Annotated in this window: 17 protein-coding genes; 6 read left to right on the forward strand and 11 right to left on the reverse strand. The window is 39.8% G+C overall.

What is annotated here, in order from left to right; all coding sequences use genetic code 11:
- Positions 1 to 185: 185 nt before the first annotated feature.
- Together QNI15_RS38345 and QNI15_RS38350 are read right to left on the reverse strand one after the other, a co-directional pair.
- The gene (locus QNI15_RS38345; RefSeq protein ID WP_314037432.1) at positions 186 to 1,793 is read right to left on the reverse strand and encodes a DUF4435 domain-containing protein; all 1,608 of its coding nucleotides are present in this window, start codon (positions 1,791 to 1,793) and stop codon (positions 186 to 188) included.
- Between the two features lie 68 nt (positions 1,794 to 1,861).
- Positions 1,862 to 3,649 (reverse strand): hypothetical protein, encoded by a 1,788-nt coding sequence (locus QNI15_RS38350; protein ID WP_314037434.1) that lies wholly within the window; start codon positions 3,647 to 3,649, stop codon positions 1,862 to 1,864.
- 474 nt (positions 3,650 to 4,123) lie between these two features.
- Between QNI15_RS38350 and QNI15_RS38355 the strand changes: the two genes are divergently transcribed.
- Complete coding sequence (locus QNI15_RS38355; RefSeq protein ID WP_314037436.1) at positions 4,124 to 5,350, forward strand: alpha/beta hydrolase-fold protein; 1,227 nt, start codon at positions 4,124 to 4,126, stop codon at positions 5,348 to 5,350.
- A gap of 225 nt (positions 5,351 to 5,575) precedes the next feature.
- Here QNI15_RS38355 and QNI15_RS38360 read toward each other — a convergent pair whose 3' ends face one another.
- Complete coding sequence (locus QNI15_RS38360; protein WP_314037438.1) at positions 5,576 to 5,938, reverse strand: hypothetical protein; 363 nt, start codon at positions 5,936 to 5,938, stop codon at positions 5,576 to 5,578.
- Between the two features lie 480 nt (positions 5,939 to 6,418).
- Here QNI15_RS38360 and QNI15_RS38365 point away from each other — a divergent pair, with 480 nt between their 5' ends.
- Together QNI15_RS38365 and QNI15_RS38370 are read left to right on the forward strand one after the other, a co-directional pair.
- Complete coding sequence (locus QNI15_RS38365) at positions 6,419 to 7,096, forward strand: leucine-rich repeat domain-containing protein (RefSeq protein WP_314037440.1); 678 nt, start codon at positions 6,419 to 6,421, stop codon at positions 7,094 to 7,096.
- A gap of 110 nt (positions 7,097 to 7,206) precedes the next feature.
- Entirely contained in the window at positions 7,207 to 7,806 is a 600-nt protein-coding gene (locus tag QNI15_RS38370) for a transposase (RefSeq protein WP_314037442.1), read from the forward strand.
- On the opposite strand, the gene QNI15_RS38375 is transcribed toward QNI15_RS38370, so the two are convergent.
- The 7 genes from QNI15_RS38375 to QNI15_RS38405 all read right to left on the reverse strand — a co-directional run bounded on the left by QNI15_RS38375 (position 7,801) and on the right by QNI15_RS38405 (position 15,084).
- The gene (locus QNI15_RS38375) at positions 7,801 to 8,178 is read right to left on the reverse strand and encodes a helix-turn-helix domain-containing protein (RefSeq protein ID WP_314037444.1); all 378 of its coding nucleotides are present in this window, start codon (positions 8,176 to 8,178) and stop codon (positions 7,801 to 7,803) included. The genes QNI15_RS38370 and QNI15_RS38375 overlap by 6 nt on opposite strands.
- A gap of 165 nt (positions 8,179 to 8,343) precedes the next feature.
- Positions 8,344 to 8,793 (reverse strand): hypothetical protein, encoded by a 450-nt coding sequence (locus QNI15_RS38380; RefSeq protein WP_314037446.1) that lies wholly within the window; start codon positions 8,791 to 8,793, stop codon positions 8,344 to 8,346.
- A 433-nt stretch (positions 8,794 to 9,226) separates the two neighbouring features.
- On the reverse strand, positions 9,227 to 9,574 hold the full coding sequence (locus QNI15_RS38385) for a hypothetical protein (protein ID WP_314037448.1): 348 nt from the start codon (positions 9,572 to 9,574) through the stop codon (positions 9,227 to 9,229).
- Between the two features lie 350 nt (positions 9,575 to 9,924).
- Complete coding sequence (locus QNI15_RS38390) at positions 9,925 to 12,120, reverse strand: VapE domain-containing protein (RefSeq protein ID WP_314037450.1); 2,196 nt, start codon at positions 12,118 to 12,120, stop codon at positions 9,925 to 9,927.
- Between the two features lie 406 nt (positions 12,121 to 12,526).
- Positions 12,527 to 13,045 carry a BT4734/BF3469 family protein gene (locus tag QNI15_RS38395; protein ID WP_314037452.1) on the reverse strand — a complete coding sequence of 173 codons (519 nt, stop codon included), beginning with the start codon at positions 13,043 to 13,045 and terminating at the stop codon, positions 12,527 to 12,529.
- A gap of 59 nt (positions 13,046 to 13,104) precedes the next feature.
- Positions 13,105 to 14,712: a DEAD/DEAH box helicase gene (locus QNI15_RS38400; RefSeq protein ID WP_314037454.1), complete on the reverse strand. Its 1,608-nt coding sequence runs from the start codon at positions 14,710 to 14,712 to the stop codon at positions 13,105 to 13,107.
- A 15-nt stretch (positions 14,713 to 14,727) separates the two neighbouring features.
- Positions 14,728 to 15,084, reverse strand: coding sequence for a helix-turn-helix domain-containing protein (locus QNI15_RS38405; RefSeq protein WP_314037456.1), 357 nt, complete (start codon positions 15,082 to 15,084; stop codon positions 14,728 to 14,730).
- 851 nt (positions 15,085 to 15,935) lie between these two features.
- Here QNI15_RS38405 and QNI15_RS38410 point away from each other — a divergent pair.
- The 3 genes from QNI15_RS38410 to QNI15_RS38420 all read left to right on the forward strand — a co-directional run bounded on the left by QNI15_RS38410 (position 15,936) and on the right by QNI15_RS38420 (position 18,337).
- A complete protein-coding gene (locus tag QNI15_RS38410; protein WP_314037458.1) occupies positions 15,936 to 16,754 on the forward strand; it encodes a hypothetical protein in 819 nt (272 codons plus the stop codon).
- 26 nt (positions 16,755 to 16,780) lie between these two features.
- A complete protein-coding gene (locus QNI15_RS38415; protein WP_314037460.1) occupies positions 16,781 to 17,509 on the forward strand; it encodes a hypothetical protein in 729 nt (242 codons plus the stop codon).
- Between the two features lie 294 nt (positions 17,510 to 17,803).
- Positions 17,804 to 18,337, forward strand: coding sequence for an SUKH-4 family immunity protein (locus tag QNI15_RS38420; RefSeq protein ID WP_314037462.1), 534 nt, complete (start codon positions 17,804 to 17,806; stop codon positions 18,335 to 18,337).
- A 35-nt stretch (positions 18,338 to 18,372) separates the two neighbouring features.
- Here QNI15_RS38420 and QNI15_RS38425 read toward each other — a convergent pair whose 3' ends face one another.
- Positions 18,373 to 18,579, reverse strand: a complete 207-nt coding sequence (locus QNI15_RS38425) for a hypothetical protein (RefSeq protein ID WP_314037464.1) — start codon at positions 18,577 to 18,579, stop codon at positions 18,373 to 18,375.
- Positions 18,580 to 19,096: the final 517 nt, after the last annotated feature.

Genomic DNA, 19,096 nt, shown 5'->3' on the forward strand with positions numbered 1-19,096 from the left:
AAATTTGCAACTATATAGGTGCGTATCGTATCTTTCGAAAGGATTTCCATTTAGAGTGATATTTTTTGGTTCGCATCTCAAAATTCACTCTTTTTCGGGAATCCTTTCCTTTTACTAAACAACTTCATTCTTTTAGATTAGAGCCTACACTATTGTGTTACCTAAGCCTAGACTCCTATTAAACACTAAGTTGTATATTTTAATATCTTTTTATCAATACTATCACGAATAATTTGACTGACTGCATCTTTCTTTTTTAGTAGCGTTATTACTAGCTTTCGATAATGTTCTCTGTTTCCTATTCCGGTTAGGTCACATACCCGTGAATTAGGAATAAGAGCGTTCTTTAGGTTGAAAATCCGCAATATAGCATCATAATCTTTAGTGTTTGCCACATTTTCGAATTGTGTTCTTATAGTATTATACAGGGTTTGCTTATCTATACTATTATACAGCAAGTCGATTTCAGTTATTGCAGTTGTAATATTGCTAGAACAAAAATTAGAAAGATTAAATAGCTCTCGTTTTAATAACTCTCTATAGTGTAGTAATATTTGAGATTCTAGTTGTGTTTTGAAGAAGTCAATTAGGTTTTGTCTGACTTCTCTAAACACTATTTCTGGATCTTTACCCATATGGGATGCTACTGACCTTACTATGCTTTCTATTAAAAGTAAGTTTTCTGCTTCTGCTACATCCAGTACCCAGATGTTTTTAGTATTTAGTTTTTCAATATCACTCGATTGCCGTCTATCTCTATCTATAATACCAAAGGAGTTTATATGATGAAATCCATTTAACTCATTGAAAGATTTTACTGATTGAATGACCTTTTCACAACCGCCTAACGGTTTAAGGGTATAATTAGAATAAACCTGTTCATAAATCTCATAATCAATGCTGCTATTATCACCTTCTAAAAATATTACAGGTTTACGACTGCCTAAAACTTCAAGATAGAGTTGTTCGGGAATGGGCATCTCCTCATCTAAAATTTCATAATCCCACACATTATTTCCTTCATACGATTTTGCCCATATTTTTACGGCATTTTGCCTTGTAAATGCAAAGTCTATATCATGAGTCAGATAGATAAGAGCGCAATCTGGTCTTTCCAGTTCAATTAAATCAAAGAGAGTTTTAACCAGTGACCTATGAATATGCATTTCGGGTTCGTCAATAATAATTATTGAATTGATTGGCGCACAAACCACCTCGCCTATTAAGTAAAAAATGACCCTTTCCCCATCACTCATTTCTGATGAGTTATATTTGTTTTCCTCTTTTCCTATAGGATATGTTTCAATAATGCCCGCTCTTTTTAATAACTTTCTATGTGGAAGGACTGTCTCCCAAATTCTTTGAACCCTATCTAATTTTGTGAAAGGTTTATTAATTCTTCCCTCTTTATAATTCAAAGAATCCTCATATTCTTCTGTATGAAGTAATGTTAAAAGCTTATCAAAGTCATTAAGCAAAAAAGTGTTAAAATTATCTCCCCAACGACTCCCCTTCTTTTGATATATATATGTTTGTTCATTATAAGATTCATAATAAGTACCATAATAAAATTCTTTTTCTGCTCTTTCTTTCGATTTGGGACTAACCTCCCTAGGCATGCTTAACGATTTTTGTGCGGAAATTCTGTGTGTTTGTCCCAGATAAGCTTCTTCAATTCTTGAACCAAATCTGGTTTTACCAGCACCATTAGCACCTACAATAACAAGTTGGTTAAAGTCTAAAATTAAATCGATATTTGGATTCCCCTTTTTAGTTGGTAGTTGTATCTCCATTTTAAATAAGAAATTTATTAAGGCAGATCGTTTTATAATAATGAAAGTTGTTCTTTTTAGATTGAAACCTATCTTTTCCAGAGAGTAGATTTCTTTTTAATCTTTTCACTTAATTTTAATCCAAATTCTCCCTGTGTTGCTTGAGGCACAGACTGTCCATTGTCTTGAATATCTAAAATTTGTGCCTTTGTGTATTGACCGTCTCTTTCTATAAATAATTCATCATTCACATTTAGAGTGATATTTTCAATATTAACAATGCAGACTTGTTCATTATTGAAAAATTCAGTTGGTTCATAAACAAAACTTAGATCACTGGGTTTAAACTCTATAAGTCCAAATTCCAGAATAGATTTTCTGGCTTCTTCTTTTGTGATGATACCATTTTCTATGTCAGAGTAGAGTTTGAAAAGCTGCCAAGTTGATAAAAGACCTCTTTCATCATTGATTGCATCTTGTATTTGATGCTCTGTGAATGGTGGATTTTGCCTTTTTAGTGGAGGTAAATATCTTTGGTGATTCACGATGTATAATGCCAAAACATCGAATTTTCCTCGTTGTTTACATCTACGGTGTTTAATCTTTGAAATCTGACTACAATCTGAATCTGTCGAAGTTCCTCCAATTCCTTTACATTCAATAATTAAAAGTCCATTAGGCAGTATTACCTGTATATCTTCTTCAAGAACAGTTGAAGACGTATCTGTCTCATCATAATTTTGAACATCTACAAATTCTAGCCATTTGAGATACTTAATTAGAGCATTTACAAGATGCTCACCGCTTTCTGTCAATATATCATGTAGAAAAGAATATTTAGCTATATTATGCTCAGTCTTTTTCCTATTTTCTTCTAGTTTTTGCTCATACTCTTTTTGTAGATCTTCTTTCTCTTTTAAGAAAAACGCATGTTTAGGGAGCCAGTATTCTGTTTCGTTTTTCCAGGCAAATGAGGTTGAATAAGGAAAAAGATTAGGGAATATCGAAGGTGCTATTTTAGATAGGAATTCTAATAGAAAGCTGCTCTTATCTTTAATTTGAGGAAAAAGTATTAGATTCCCTTTTTCATGAAATTGTATATAAGATACAATCTCGTCATTTATATTTCTGATTAATGGAAAAAAGTTTTGGTCTTTAATATACTTAGAACCTTCTAATGTTTTTGGATGGTAAAACGTTTGATCATAAGTAATGTTTCTCTTGTATTTTTCTAAAAGTGAATAAAAATCATCCGGCATTTCACAAATGGAAACATCTTTACCATAATTAGCATCTGCCAGAGGGATATTATCATAGAAAGAATAGATATCATATGTTTCAATATCTAGACTTTCTGAATAACTTTCTGTGACTTTTATCGTTTCATAATCAACGCTATAGCTTCTTGCTGAAAATACTATAATTAGAGATGGGCGGTTTGTAATCTTACTGAATTCTTGCTTTAAAAGATCACTCACAATAGGTCTTGGGTCAAAAATTGTTTCGGGATATCTGCTCACAAGTTTATATAAGGATTTGCCTGTTTGTGATTCGCTTAGATGATCTTTTGCCTCATAGTCAATTGTACTAAAATTATTTAGATCAAGTATTATTATGTCATATTCATGAAGATTTAGAGGAAAACCACTTAGATTCAAAGAGATTTCGTGATATTCTCTTTTAGAACGGTTTGGAATAGTAATTTTAGCACCTAATGTGCCATCATAGATATTGGCCCCGGACTTTTTTAGTTTTGCAACTGCCTCTGCTTCTAAATCAAAACAGCAGATTCTAGGCCTCTCTATCAGTGTTACAATCTCGGATTCTATCTTAGATACTTTGTGTGATTTACTGTTTTCCTTATGAGATCTTTCCATTATAGCTATTTATGAAAAATGTAATTTCTAGGCTATTATAAATGTAGTCTAAATATATAAATTACTAAAAAAGGTAAAAGGTTCTAGTTAAAGAAATGGCACAAACGTATTCTTTCAACTAGATAATAGAATACACTTGTGCTTTTATTAATATACTTAAGATTAATGCTCACTTTTCTTTACCTCCCCACTCCCCGTCATCAACCAATTCAGGTTCACATCATAAGTCACATGCAGGCTGTAGAGGAAGAAGCAGGAGCCTGTAGGTTTTGGAATGTGTAAATTAAATTTCTGCAGGTGTATGCAACCTACTCGAAAATATATGCATCTCTTTGTCCTGGCTGATATGTCCTGATAGCAAGGTGTCATAGCCAAATCTTATCCTACTGTATATCATCCTAACTTTCTATTTTCGATCAAACAAGCGTAGTATCTATGAAAAGCCGCTTATTCCTCTTTCTCCAAAATCATTCTTTGAAATCTTGTTTCTATTTTGTTATAATTCTTTTCACCACGGTTCAGGCGCATGCGCAAGAGAACAACCCATTTACCACTGGATTTGCGGAAACTATCTCATCAAAAATACTAGGGCAGGAACGCACTGTCTGGATACACATTCCTAACAGCAATGGCGGAAATAAAATCAAGGACCGGGGTCGATATCCTGTACTGTATTTGTTAGATGGAAGTGAAAATTTCAACACCGTTGTCAGTATCACAGAGCATATGGCGGAAACGAGCCTTTGTCCTCCCATGATTGTAGTTGGCATTGTGCATACAAATCGCTTAAGCGAACTAACTACAGGTACAGATAAAGAGTTACCTGATGTGGTTGGCAATGGTAAAAACTTTATGGCCTTTGTCGAGAAAGAGTTGATTCCGTATATCGATGCAAACTATCCAACCACAACGTATAAAACACTAATCGGTCATTCACTGGGAGGATTAACGGTCATACATACCTTACTTCATACTCCGAATCTATTTAACGCTTACGTATCTCTTGATGGATCGTTGTGGTGGAATAATGAAAAGATTCTCGAAGAGGCTAAGACAATTTTACCAGTTCAGCATTACAAAGGGAAAACTTTATTCCTGGCTCTGGCCAATCGGTTGGAAAAAGGAGTAGATACGCTAAGTGTGCAAAAAGATACCAATAATGCAACCAGACTGATACGCAGTAATCTGGCGTTTGTTAAAGACCTGACTAAATACAAAAACAATCAGTTATACTTTACATACAAATTCTACCCCGAGGACAACCACTCCTCTGTAAGACTAATTGGAGAATATGATGCCCTGCGATTTGTTTTTGCATTTTACAAGCTTAAACTATATGACAGCGAATTAGCCAATCCAAACTTTAACATCGACTCTGTACTGGTTGCGCATTATAAAAAGGTCTCTGACAATATGGGATACAGCGTTAAGCCAGATGAAAGTCAGGTTAACAATCTGGGATATCAAATGATAGGCAAGAAACAATTTAAGAAAGCGGAACGTCTGTTTAAACTCAACATCACCAACTATCCTTCCAGTGCTAACTGTTATGATTCTCTTGGTGATTTATATCTGGAGACTGGTGAGAAAAATAAAGCCATTGAGGCTTTTAAGACAGCATTAATGCTGAAAGAAATTCCAGAGACGAAAGAAAAATTAGAGAGGATACTGAATGAGGCAAAAAAGAAAGTCAAATCCTGAGTTTCTTTACATTTAATTACGAAAGCTGGAGAGTTAGTCCAGCTTTCTTTGTTTACAGATATATAGTATACAAGTGTATTGCTACTCATTACCCTTCCCCAGCATCCCACTCCTCGTCATCAGCCAGTTTAAGTTTACATCATAGGTTACATGCAGGCTATGGGTTGGTATTTGGTTTCAGAACTGATTGTATTAATCTCTGAAAAGCGAAACAAATGTGTTACATCATCTTTTGGAAATGGAAAGAATCGTGATTGTATAATAGGTGTAAACAGCTGGGGACATTTGCGGAGCGGAGGCTTTCAACTGGCCATCAAAAAGGACAGGAATGCTATCCTGCGTTTTGTAATTTAATTGTTCAAACTGCTCATATTCAGTATTACAGACCTGATAAAAACCAAAAATGGATCCCGCTTGCGTAACAAGGCTTATGTTATTGTTAGCTTTGTTATAGTAAAGTACACCTGGAACGCCTCTAACCGTTGATAATACAGGACTATCACAACCATATTCAGGCTGTTTTTCTTCCTTTTTACAACCGCATAGGTACAAGGCTAATGCTATAATAGTAACTATTTTTATTTTCATAGGGAATAAAGCTGTTGTTTATGTCTTGACACAAGATAAAGGTAGATAGTTGCATCTGTATTTATTGATTTTATGACATAACGTATAAAGAATACGATTTATTCCAGATGGAAATACGTGATGATGGGTAGTAACTATTGTTAACAAGGGCACTCAAAATGGAAAAGACCAGGCATAATAGGATACCTGGTCTTTTCCAGAATGTGATTATCATTCTCAGCTTTCTTGCCCGGTAAGGTGATGTCACAATTACATCTTTTGCCAATGGGTCGCATTGGGTGGAAAGGCTGAGACATACCCTATTTTAAGAGCTTGTTACTCACACAATGGTGACGATTGGCTCTGACAAAGTACATCTCCACTCCCGGTCATCAACCAATTCAAGTTCACATCATAGCATCTACAAAGTAGATGCTGCAAAAGTATAGGGAATCCTACATAGCCGCGTCAGTGTAGGTAAATTTTGTACCTTGCTTTTCTATGGATATTACACTGGAAAAAGAAAACTGTATGCGATTGTTGCAGTCCGGGCAATTGGAATCTATACAGGTCGGCCTGGAAACGGCTCAATCGTTATCTATTGATATTAGTGAGTTTCTTGCAGATATGGAGATACTTTATCACTGGATGACTACCGGGCAGGAGCGAAAGGAGTCGACACTGGCAGAAAAAATTTTGCGGATCTATTCCGGGTGGGAGCACGTTCATTCAAGAGAGGTACTGGATATGACCCATACCAGTCCGTATGAGATTGATACAGTTCCGGGGCAGATTCGCTATCTGACACACCTGAGAGAGTTTATTATTGTTGGACAACCGATAACAGATCTGCCAGATGAACTCGCACAGCTAACCGGATTGCAGAAAGTAGATTTGTATAATAATTCGCTTGGACATGTTCCAAAGGTACTTGGCTCGCTGACACAGTTAAAAGAACTGAAGTTGGGGAGTAATGCGTTAAAAGAGCTGCCAGATGAAATCTGGAATCTAACCCAACTGGAAATACTGAATCTGTATTTGAACCAGCTTACAGAAGTATCACCACAGATTGCCCGGTTGGTACATTTGAAAAAGCTGGATCTGACCGGCAATCCCATGTCTGCGCAAATGGTAGCCCAGATCCGGGAATGGCTCCCTGGCTGTAAGGTGCGTTTCTAGTCTGTTTTTGCCAGATCTCATGTTTTTTACCCACGACGCCCGACTAGTTCGGATTTATCGCATAGGTTACCTTAAGGTTTGTTGAGGTGATTTATCTGTAAAATACCTGTATGTCGTCTGATTCGTTCTATAATCCTGCCATTCATCACCGTCGATCTATCCGGTTGTCAGATTATGATTATAGTCTGGCAGGTTTGTATTTTGTGACCATCTGTGTAAAGGATAGGCAATGTTTGTTTGGACACGTTAACGGTGGGCAGATGGTGTTGAATGAGGCGGGGGAGATAGCCCGTCAAGAATGGGGAAAATCAGTCGAAATCCGGCAGGGAATTGCATTGCATGAATTCATCATCATGCCCAATCACATGCATGGCATTGTGGAAATTATAGATACAAAATGTAGGGGCGACTGGCAGGTCGCCCAGGCCACTACCATAGGCTCGGATCAAACCCATCGTTCGGCTGGGAACCAGGGCGATCTGCCAATCGCCCCTACAAGGTTAAATCCGAAATCGTTGGGTGCTATGATCGGTGGGTATAAAGCCAGTGTAACTAAAAAGGTTAATGATATTCGGCAAGCATCAGAGTCTGTTTGGCAGCGCAATTATTACGAACACATCATCCGCAATGCTCATTCCCATCAGCAGATTTCCGAATACATCACCACCAACCCCCAGCGATGGGAACAGGATGCCTTGTATGCGTTATAAAGTATTAATTTTCACCTCTCCACTTCCGGTCATCAACCAGTTAAGGTTCACATCATAAGTCACATGCAGGCTGTAGAGAAAGAAGCAGGAGGGGAGGCTCTGGCCTTTTTCCAGTTGGGAGATGTTGCTTTGGCCTAGTCCCATGCGTTGCACAAATTCGCGTTGAGGGAGTTTGGCTATTTCAGTGCGTACATATAAAATGCGTTGGCCTATCTTTTGTAAATCCATTGAGTTTGTAAAGTTATGGGTTGTGAATAATTGGTAATTCTGCGCAGAGTTAGGGTCAAATTGATTTTTGAACTGAACTATGCGCAGCCGTGAGTCTTGCCGTGAGTTATGCACAAGGCCTTTTCTGCCGTGAATTCCACACATACCTGGGACTGAAGCCTCGGCATGCAGTTGGCACGGGTCAGGCTCGGTTTTGTCGTGAACTATGCTCATCATCTTGCTTGCGCATAGTTCACGGCAGAGGGCTTGCTGCGCATAACTCTGCGCAAGAGAGTAAAGCTAGTGCAGGGTGGTGCCTGTCAGGAGTGTTTACCGAAGTCTAAACCCATAGCTGTGCTGATCTATTATCCATTTATTCAACACTGTAAATGCGATCTTGAAAGCAGCCGTTTCTGCATCATATCGGTTGGGATAGTCTTCGGTACAGGCCAGCTCTTCCGGATCAGTGAGTTGGTAGTTAGCATTGGTGTCTTGCCCGATCTGGAAGGTATAGACGGCCTGTTTGTCTTTCAGTGTGCCTGTTACATTGATCATCAATCCTTTAGACTGAAAGAAGTCATAGAGCATGTTGGTGTAGCGTTTGTTTCTTCCGGATAGTGCCAGCTTGATAGATGACTTTTGTGGGTCGGGATGTTGTATGCCCCAACTCAGAAAATCCAGATAGGCCAGGCTGTAACTGTGCGTCACTTTGCGCCAGAAGGAGGTAGACTCTTTGTGACTTTCTTCGTATTGATCGTATGCGTTTGTGTCGAAATACATATGGGTGTTGTTGGGTTTTAGGGTGAATAATGTGTTGTTATTGGTATTTGGATAATGGTGTTTTGTGTGATGGTATTTGTAGGGGCGCACCTATGTGTGCGCCCGGTTTCCTACAGGCTATGATTAGATTAATCCGAACCAATGTAGGGGCGACTGGCGGTCGCCCTGGTTCCCGCAAACAATGCCTGTAACAATCGGACAATGTAGGGGTGGGGCTTGCCCCCGCCCAGTTTCGGTATACAAACGATCAGGTTTATCAGACGCCATCGGACTGATACCATGCCGTGTCTGCGACGATCTGGGCGCACACACAGGTGCGCCCCTACATTAGGTCGGATTAATCCCAATCGTTCGGTGGGGAATCTGGGCAGGGGCGAGCCCTGCCCCTACAGGGTTCGGATTGTCATAATGGATTGTGTTTGATTGTATTTTTTCATCGGTGGTAGCCTGTATGAATAGCGGTGATTAATTGTTTAAACTCGTCATAACTGCGGATAATGTGATAATAGCCGCCTTGTTCTTCAATTCTTGCCTGAAACAGTTTCTGTTCCTCGCTCTGAATTCCCTCTTGCGATTTTAACTCGATAAAATGGCCTGTAGAGGCAAAGAAATATTCCAGATCAGCTACTCCCTTGACAACTCCCATAGATCGGTTTAAAGCGCCTTTAATGGCGTTCTGAGAGGTATTGTTATTCATGTGTAATAAGCCTCTATAGTGAGGGAAGGTGTTCCAGTGCCATTGGAAGCATAAGCCTTGTAAGCGGGATTCGGTGGGTTGCATAGTATATAGTATAGTTTAAATAGTAAATGACTGATTATTAGGTTAGTTACACTATCTACACTAGGTTACACTAGCGGTTACACTTCTAAGTAGCTATAAATGAGGTCTGTTACACTGGATACACTTGTTTCTTTTATACACGTGTATATATAATATATATAGTAGTATAGAATAGGGGATATATAGTGTGCTATACTCTCTCAGGAATTTTACGAACCCCAAAACAAGTGTATCCAGTGTAACTTGATTCATTATCAAAGACTTAAAGTGTAACCTGAAGTGTAACTATGTGTAACCGACAAACTGCATGTGTAACCCGAACCCGGATTTTGGCTGGTTAGAAGGGGTACTTATTTGAGACTATGACGTTTGTCTTCGTCACACAACACCCAGAATCCCCGAATGGATTTGCCGGAAAGTTTGATCGGCTTGCCCTTGTTGTTGTCAAAACCCAGCGATTTCATAGCCCTGCCAATCTTATCCGGACTCAGGTTTTTATAGGTACTGTAGATTTGAAGAAAATGACCAATGGTGGTCGATGAAACAAAAGCCGATCCGGAAGTCTGTGGAGTACAAGGAGTAAAGAACTTGATAATTAGCTCTTCTTCCTTTGACCGCTGGCGGTATTCTTCAGCTACCTCATTGATGCGTTGCATCTCTTCGTCAGTCATATCCGTGTCAACACCCTGGATGTACAGGTGATAGGCTTCTTTCCAGAGTTCATATTTGTCTACCGCATTGTATATGTCCCAGTTGATGCCTTCTGTCACCTCAATCACCCCAAAGCGGCGATTTCCGGTTGTGTCTTCCAGAAAGTCTACCTCATTGGCACAGCCGGCAAAGTTGACCAGACGAGGCTTGTTCTGGCCCCGTCTGTCGTAGTTGTAGCGCATAAACACCGTAGGCTGGGTAATCATGGATTTCATGCGTTTGTAGCCCATCTTCACAATGCTGTTAAACTCCTCATCAATCGCTATCCAGGACGAGCTCATCACCAGGTCATCCTGGTAGGTGCGTTCTCCGAACACATGCGGGGTTATCAGTTCGGTACGGCAATACAGATTATCGGGCAGCAGTTGTTTGATCCATGCACTTTTTCCAGCTTTCTGCTTGCCTGCCAGCACCAGCATCACACAGCTATGCACATCAAATGCCGATCCTACACAACCTACCAGCCACTTGCGCAGCACTGTAGTGGCAAAGTCATGACCATGCTTGCAGCACAACGATTCGGCCAGACGCCGGATATGGCCTGTAGTAGCACTACCCATGCCTTCAAAAAAGTCTCTCAACGGATTAAACTCTATAATACCTGACGACTTCATATAATCAAAGACCATGTCTTTGCCAATCGGCTGCAAAATCTTGCGGGAGGCATCAATGGTGATATCAATCAGATCTCTTTCGGTCTGGCGTATATAGTTGCGGTACACTTCCTGATTGAGTACATTCCGTTTCAGATCAGGCTGATATTCCTTAAAATACTTTTCGAGTCGTACCCAAAGCGGAATACGGTCTTCATCTATATCCTGAGGGGTAGCATACACCTGCTCTACTATAGGCCGGGTTATTTCCGGATCAATGCCATGGGCCTGTTGCAATACATTGACAGTTCCCTCCACGGTATTGCTTCCGTTCTTTCCCAGTTTGGCCGACTGTACAATGGCCTTGGTTTGTTCGGAAATAATGCTGATGCCATGCTGTTTGCAATACCACAGAAAGGTGGCAATGGTGACCTTCTTTACGCTGGTAGCATTGTGTCTGAGGCAGGCAGAATATTGCAGGTCTGCCTTTTTTGCATCATACAGTGACGAAAACTGACTCACTGCCAGAAAGCGGTCACGGCCTACTTCGCCAAAGTAATCAGCCAGAGCAAAGCCAATAGAGCACCACTGGTGGTAATTGCCTGTAATGTCGATTTGCCGGCTTTGTATCTGATCAAATACATGGTCTATGTCATGACTGCCAAAGAAGATATTGCGCGTATCAGGCTTTTTCTTTTCCTTTTCAGGATAGAGTTTAAACACCTTAGACTCTTCCATCACCCGTAGGTCCGGATCATAGCTGACAAACCGCAGACGAGACACATTGCGACCGCTGGGGTCTACGATCAGTCCATAGGTCTGGAAATAATACTGCGACAAGCCATCAAAGGCCAGTTTGTGTTTTTTGCCATCGATGCGTACTATCACACACAAGCCTTTGCCCCGACAACTGACAAACTGGGCATAGGTATATGGATCTTGCTCAAGCAAAGCTTTGACCTTGTCCAGATCGGTCACATCGTCCAGATCAATGGCTATAAAGTCCGAATGCTGCTGCAGGTGAGTGTCTGACTTGCCGTCTGTAAACACTCCGGAAATGGTTACGGCAGGCAATTTCTCTTTCAGCTTTTTCTGGTTGTCTTCATTATTACAGGTTCGTACTTTCTGCACCGCCTCTTTCCAGGTGCCGTTTTGTATGTTTTCCAGGAAGGTTCGAAGCGGGTATTCTTGTCCTGTTTTCGCGTATGCGTGAGGGAATAAGGTTATGGTATGATCTTTCATGTGATTTCGTAAGTTGGTTGATTTTATGAGTTGTTATTTTTCTGTAGGGGCGCACCCATGTGTGCGCCCGGTTTCCCGCAGACCGCGTTTGTGGTATTCCGACATTGTAGGGGCGATTGGCAGATCGCCCACGTTCCTTACCGAACGATTAGGATTATTCCGACCCTGTAGGGGCGCACCTATGTGTGCGCCCAGATCGGTACAGACACGGCATGGTATAATCCGAAATGGTTGTCTGATAACCTGATCCTTCGCGAATGGAACCAGGGCGACCGCCAGTCGCCCCTACATTGGTTCGGATTTATACAGACATTCGCTGCGACGATCCGGGCGAACACGCGGGTTCGCCCCTACATTTTCGATGATTTACAAATTCAGACATCATTTGTCTGGACTGAATTACAATTCAGACACAGAACACTTCTGCCTTTGGATTACCTCTCAGATCCGGATCATAGGTCACATACCGGAATCGTGTGACAAACTGATCTGATGGGTCGGTAATGAGGCCATAAACACCCTCGTAATACTCGCTCAGCGCCTGATACGCCTGCATATGGTCACTAGCTGGAATGCGGACTACCACTGTTAGTGCCTTGCCGGAATAGTTCTCAAATACCGCATAGGTATATTTGTCAAGAGACAAAATCTGTTTACCTCGCTGTAGATCCCGAAAGCCCTCTACGTCCATTGCGATAAAGCCCGAATGTTGGATAAGTGATAATCCGTTTGTATGTATAGAGAACAAACCCGAGATAGCGACTATGGGAAGAGAATTGCACGAATCGGCCTCTGACACTCCCTGACGGATCGGTTCTAGCATTTCGCGCCATAATCCATCCTGGATATGTGACAGGTAAAGATCTACTGAGTAGGGTTGTGTGGTTAACGCATCGATAGACGAAAAGAAACTAATGGTTGACATATAGGTAGTAAGAGATATAAAAGGTAGAGAATAGTTTTTGCACCTGTGTATCTGCATGATTATCCATATAAGGTCGATTTCAGCCTTGGCGTGTTAAAATCGCGTATAATGCGTTTGTCTTCCGTTTGGGTATATTCTTGCAGGCGTTTGTCTACCCAGCCAGGCCGATAGCCTTTGAGCTGAGCCAACTCTTCCAGGAGAGGGCGTGGGTTGTCACGCTCCATGATGCGGTGTATAATCCAGTTTGCCTTGTAAGGCGTGCCTGTGTAGCTATTGCCTATCTGAGCCCGCTGGATCAGCTCGGCGACGCTCATTTCTGACCAGCTTTTTTGCTTGAGATAGCTCCAGTCGATGGAGACTTCTTCTGTATGAACATGTTCAGATTCACGCTGCTCCTGAGAGAGGCGTTCAAACTCAAAACCACAATGTGGACAGGTAACACAGCTTAAGGCAATGATCGACTCACACTCCGGACACTTCTTAGTAGGAGCAATCTCAAGGGTTTTCTGAGCCTTGCCCGTCCAGAACAGATAACTCCAGTCACGCGGCTCATGCCACAAACCATGCTCATCCAGATTATTGCCCATATCAATGATGATAAACTCTCGCTTACTGGCCGTAACCCGTGCCCCACGCCCACACATTTGCAGGAATAGGGGCAGAGACTGGGTAGCTCTGTTGAGGATAATACACTCCACACTAGGTTCGTCAAATCCGGTAGTGAGAATGCCACAGTTGACCAGAATCGCTCCCTGTGTGGCTGCGAACCATCGCAGAATCGCCTGACGCTCGGCATCGGGAGTTTCGGAGGTAACATACCGTACCTGTGCATGCACCTGACTAAAAGCCTTAGCGGTAAAGACCGTATGTGGGATGTTGACACAAAAGATCAACGTCTTTTTACCCTGCGCATGCGTTTGCCAGTTGGTCACACAGCCATGATAGAGTTTGGGTGTATGGAAGTCCTGATACAGCTCATTATTCTTATACTCGCCATCAGAGCCAGTAGAGGCCGTGATTTCCATAGGTACAGCAAAATACCTGGGCTTGGATAAGTAGCCTGCCTCAATCAACAGATGTATTTCTGTGCCTACCACAATGTCCTCAAAGTAATGGTTGAGCGGTTCAAATTTACTGGCAGCAATAGGTGTAGCGGTAGCCCCAATCATAGGCAGATCCGGATGCTGGTCTATCACTTTGCGGAAATTGCCTTTGTGTGCTTCGTCTATAATGATCAGCTTCAGATCCGGCAATGACCAGCCTTTCTTGATTCGGCGGTAATACGTCTCTACCATTGCCACCACTACTTTATTGCGGGGCATGTGCTTGGTTTCTGCATTCAGTATACCTGCCTGTAATCCTGCTTTGTGAAGCGTTACAGCCGCCTGATGCAAGAGTTCAATGCGATCCGTCAGAATCAGTACACGCCCCCGGCTAATGCCTTCCAGTGTGCGTCTGGTAATCTCGGCAAAGGTGACTGTCTTGCCTGCGCCAGTAGGCAGGCACAGAATTACCCGTTTCTTGCCTGACAGATGCTTTTCTGCCAGTTTCACAATACTCTCCTGCTGATAGTCTCTCAGGGCCAATGCAGGCGTTACAGACACTGCATGTACATTTGGTAAGGGCAAAGCTTCGCCATTCACGCCATTGGCGTGATCTAAAAACATATCCTGTGGCATGGATTAGCGGGTTGAGGTGGCTGACTGAAATTGTTCTTTCTGATCTGGCTTGTCAGACAGATGGCGTGCTACTTCCGTTTCCAGTTCCTGTAGTGTCTGATGTTTGCCATCCATAATCCAGGCTTCCAGTTCAGCCCGGCTGAAATACAGCTTGCGTCCCCGCTTCATATGCGGAATGCTGCCTGCACATACCAGATTGTAAATAGTAGACTGAGCCAGGCCTGTAATCTGCATGGCTAGTTCGATGCCACCGAGCTGCTTGTCTGCTGGGGCAGGAAGAATGGTAATCGATTGTAATTCAAGTAAAAGAGCCTCCACCCGGACTAGCCGTGTCAGGATGTCTTCAAAAGGATTAAACATGTAGGGAATAAAGGTTTGGGTAAAAACTGATTACACCAGAACCCCCTATGAGGAAATACCCGGAAACAATGTGCAAAAGCCACTGCTACTATAAAAAAGGTTAGTACAATAGGAAAGTAGAATATCCTTTCGTTTTTCGACGAATAGTCGTAAAAAAGTAGTTATGGATATTTACTTTTATTTACTTTTTATTACCTTTGTTTATGATTTGTTGCCTTCTGTAGCAAAAGCAAAGCCTCCACTGTCACATAGTAGTTAACAGATTCAGTTTATACCTCTACAGAATCAAACAACATAGTTTAGTTTTTTGCATTGTTTCGTTTAAAAATAAAAAACAGCCTTTCTGCATCGCAGAATAGTTGTTCACTAAGTCCAGCTGTAGTTCGGCGGCCAAACTTCGCTACACTGGCGTGGGTAGGAATTCCTCTGGGAGTTCCTATTTTTATTTCTATAAAGTAAGGCTGTAAATTTAGTAAATCTCACCTTTATACCCAAGAGGCTGCCTTATATTTTATGTCTTTTTCGCATATTTTTTTATTGTAATTATATTTTTAGGAATGCTTGCTTTTTACACTTTTTTGACTGGATTATATTTCTGTGCTAAATATTATTATCTGGAAAAATAATAAAGGAAATAATTGATATAAGGCTGTATAAGGCAAGGTTATAGTGGTGTAATAGGAGGGTACATTGGGTAAAAAAGGTGGCTGTAAAAAGAGGCAGAACAGGTAACATACTTACTCGGTTTCATCTGTCAGATTATCTAACTCGTCATCAAATAAATGCTCTGCGAAAGAAACCTGCAACTGTTCCCTATCTTGCTAAAGCGGAAAATTTAGACTTGGAAAAAAATGAGAAAACCCTATATTGTATTAGTAAGTTATCAGGGTGCTGAACTTGCACATGAGATACAACTGCAGTTTAATCGTGAAGCTACTGTGGTGAGTGAACTTTATAATAGATTACTGCCACCACCTAATATTAAATATCTTCAAAAGATACACATTGATTTAACCAATAAAAAAAGCGAGCATACTTATATATCACCTCCTTCGCCCTTAGATTCTTTCTTTAATATATGTTGTATGGTGAAGTACTATGATTTTGATCGATATTTTAGTTTAGATCAAAAACAGCAACAAAGAGAGATACTAGACCAGATACAGCTTAATATTGAGGAAGCTGCCAAGCAATATGGATGGGACATGACTCCTTTTCAGGAAGCTTACCATAAGGTGCTTGATGCAAATTTTGTGAATATCTTTGTTGGAAAAAAAGTCTCATCTAAAGATAGAAAGCATAAAGCTGCTATCGAGCTCAATACTGATGTAACAGGTGCACGCATCTCCATTCTTTTTTTTGATAAGAAAGAGACACTTATTCAAAGAAATCTGATTAAAGTGGCTAAGCCTCAATCCTTCTTTTTTAGTCGACTTATAGGGTCTTTTCATTGGATAGACAATCAGCAATTTCGCTTGTCTGATATTCAGGATGAGATTCATTTTACAGCTTCTTTAGGCAGTGATCAGATTCAATTATCGTTCACACCTGAAGGGCGAAGTGAAGACACACTATTAAAAGAACTGAAAATTCTGGATGCAGATACTTCTCAGAAAGAGACATTAAGACTTTTGGATCTTCAGATGAATAACTTCAGAAATAACTTTTAAAACAATAGATAAAGTAGAAAGAAGTAATGGTAAAGACTCTTGACGAAGAGAAGGGAAAAAGATATATCGATATTGAACAAGTACATCCTGAGACTGGTGAAGTAGAACAGTATCAAGTTGGAAAAGAGAATAAGAATGGTTCTCCAGTTTCTAGAGAAATGAAAGCACTAGATGATATTGAACAAGCGCAAGGAGGTAAAAGGCCTGAGTTCAAAGCTTGTAACAAAAAAATAACAGATATGAACTCTAAACAATTAAATTTTTATCTATTACCTGAAGAGTTATTTTTAATAGATGAATGGCTAAAGAAGAATAATATATATACAATACGTAATCCAATTGTCAGTCTTGATGAGTTGTATGTAGAAAATCTTCATTTATACAAGCCCGAAGCGAAAGCTAGACAAGTATATTTACAGTTGGAGAGATTTTCCCAATGTATTGTGACAAGATATAGTGAGAAGATTAATAAATATTTTGTTGATGTAGATAAGAGTTGTGTAATTGAGTTTTCAATGCCAGTTTTTCCTGATCCAAATCAAATAATTTTATCTCGTTCTCGCCTTTATTGTTGCTCAAGATACTACAATGATAATGTATTAATAACAAAAGATTCTGATTTCTTAGATTGGATTAATAAGTTCTATAATTCGTTCAAAAAAGATTTTTTGGTGAAATATGAGTCTGACCAAGCAGATTGGGCTTCAGAAAAAGTAATAAAATGGATCGAAGCTGGTGGAGCATTAAGGGTATAGTAATCTTTAGTATGAGTGTAATAGCCCCTAGTTCGAACTGATCTTCAAACTAGGGGCTATTACGCTTAATAAGACAATCATCTCCAATTTAGGTAAGTGGATAATCTTCTGACATCAACTGGTAAGTTTAAAAAGAAAAGATATAAATATTCTATAGGGGATTTGTTTTGTGTGCATTTATCAGAAAAGGAGTATTGTGTGGGTTTAATTACTCATATTCATCCTCACACTAAAGTACCTCTTGGATGGTTTTTTAGGAAATCGACCTGTTACCCAAGCTATAGTAATCCTTTTATGAGAGACCTTAGTGAATACAAATTTCTCAGTTATACTCCTTTCAATTACCCTCCTGAGACATTGTCTGATTTGGAAATACCCTTTGATGCTAAAAAGCTATTAGTAGTTATTGGCCTTCCTAGGTTAGATATATATGATACTCTGGCCTTTGAGCCTTCTCAAAGTATTGAGCCCGAACAATTGGATGGAATACTATATTACAAATTAGGAGTATTAAGTCTGGATTGCGTAGATGCTGACATTTATATTGATTCAGAACATGGACATATCTGGGTAGTTGAAAGCCCTGGGATGGGTTATGTCAATGAGAGTTTATCTGGTTTTATCCTGTTTTTAACTATCTATACTCAAAGTATTGTTAATGCTAGTGATAAGGAAGAAAATTATGAGCTACTATTCAATATGTCTAATTATCTGAATACTGCCTTTATAGCTGTAGACAAGACGATTATAGATCATAAAAACAATATATGGGTTGACTTATTGAATGAAATTAAAAACGTATATCCTGAACCAGACCAGAAAGGATAATTAGTAAAGATCTGGGCTAATCTTTTATGAAGGTTTTACAGAATAATAGGTTTGTAAGATAACATAAGTGACAGTATTTCCTCTGGAGAAAAGTGCTCATATGGCTTTTTAAAATATTTTAAAATATCAGGATCTGGCACATTTTCTCTTAACTGCATGATTTGTTCGTCAGCTTCTTGCTCACTAGATGCTTCCGCAAATCTGATTTTCCGAATCAATTCTATCAATTGTTCCTTTTCCATTGCTATCGTGGGTGTAATGTAGATGTGGGTGAAAGATTATATTTTTGGCTGATTGTGTTTTCCATTTGTTGTGAGAAATGAGATAGCTTTGCTTTATTTAGTAAGTAAGTACCAATGAATACTGGAAAATCTTCTGAGAAATATCCTCAAACAAACATATTCTAAAGACTTCTACAAATCCCCAGTAATAGGTGCCAAAAAAGTTATGTTAGCTTTACATTTTTATTTAAAATACATATTCAGGAGATTTAATTTTTAGAACTAGATCAAGAGTATGGATCATTTATTGAAATTGACTAGTAAGTTACTACTATTGCACAAAGACAGTAAATCTTATGTCCGTGATTTTGATACAATACTAGAAGAGATAGCTTATTTACATGATATTCGTTGAACATGCAAGAAAAAAGTGAACAAAAATATAAGTTCAGGTCTAATTGCCAGAAACACCCAATAGCCCATTCTTTTTTTGGCAAGCCCCTCAGGCAGTGTGTAGGGACTTGCCAAAAAAAGAATA

Source organism: Xanthocytophaga flava, assembly GCF_030068545.1.
Taxonomy (GTDB): domain Bacteria; phylum Bacteroidota; class Bacteroidia; order Cytophagales; family 172606-1; genus Xanthocytophaga; species Xanthocytophaga flava.

Coding starts and splice junctions, on each gene's coding strand:
- QNI15_RS38345 (WP_314037432.1), bottom strand. CDS start 1,793: ATGGAGATACAACTACCAACTAAAAAGGGGAATCCAAATATCGATTTA.
- QNI15_RS38350 (WP_314037434.1), bottom strand. CDS start 3,649: ATGGAAAGATCTCATAAGGAAAACAGTAAATCACACAAAGTATCTAAG.
- QNI15_RS38360 (WP_314037438.1), bottom strand. CDS start 5,938: ATGAAAATAAAAATAGTTACTATTATAGCATTAGCCTTGTACCTATGC.
- QNI15_RS38365 (WP_314037440.1), top strand. CDS start 6,419: ATGGATATTACACTGGAAAAAGAAAACTGTATGCGATTGTTGCAGTCC.
- QNI15_RS38370 (WP_314037442.1), top strand. CDS start 7,207: ATGTCGTCTGATTCGTTCTATAATCCTGCCATTCATCACCGTCGATCT.
- QNI15_RS38375 (WP_314037444.1), bottom strand. CDS start 8,178: ATGTGTGGAATTCACGGCAGAAAAGGCCTTGTGCATAACTCACGGCAA.
- QNI15_RS38380 (WP_314037446.1), bottom strand. CDS start 8,793: ATGTATTTCGACACAAACGCATACGATCAATACGAAGAAAGTCACAAA.
- QNI15_RS38385 (WP_314037448.1), bottom strand. CDS start 9,574: ATGCAACCCACCGAATCCCGCTTACAAGGCTTATGCTTCCAATGGCAC.
- QNI15_RS38390 (WP_314037450.1), bottom strand. CDS start 12,120: ATGAAAGATCATACCATAACCTTATTCCCTCACGCATACGCGAAAACA.
- QNI15_RS38395 (WP_314037452.1), bottom strand. CDS start 13,045: ATGTCAACCATTAGTTTCTTTTCGTCTATCGATGCGTTAACCACACAA.
- QNI15_RS38400 (WP_314037454.1), bottom strand. CDS start 14,712: ATGTTTTTAGATCACGCCAATGGCGTGAATGGCGAAGCTTTGCCCTTA.
- QNI15_RS38405 (WP_314037456.1), bottom strand. CDS start 15,084: ATGTTTAATCCTTTTGAAGACATCCTGACACGGCTAGTCCGGGTGGAG.
- QNI15_RS38410 (WP_314037458.1), top strand. CDS start 15,936: ATGAGAAAACCCTATATTGTATTAGTAAGTTATCAGGGTGCTGAACTT.
- QNI15_RS38415 (WP_314037460.1), top strand. CDS start 16,781: ATGGTAAAGACTCTTGACGAAGAGAAGGGAAAAAGATATATCGATATT.
- QNI15_RS38420 (WP_314037462.1), top strand. CDS start 17,804: ATGAGAGACCTTAGTGAATACAAATTTCTCAGTTATACTCCTTTCAAT.
- QNI15_RS38425 (WP_314037464.1), bottom strand. CDS start 18,579: ATGGAAAAGGAACAATTGATAGAATTGATTCGGAAAATCAGATTTGCG.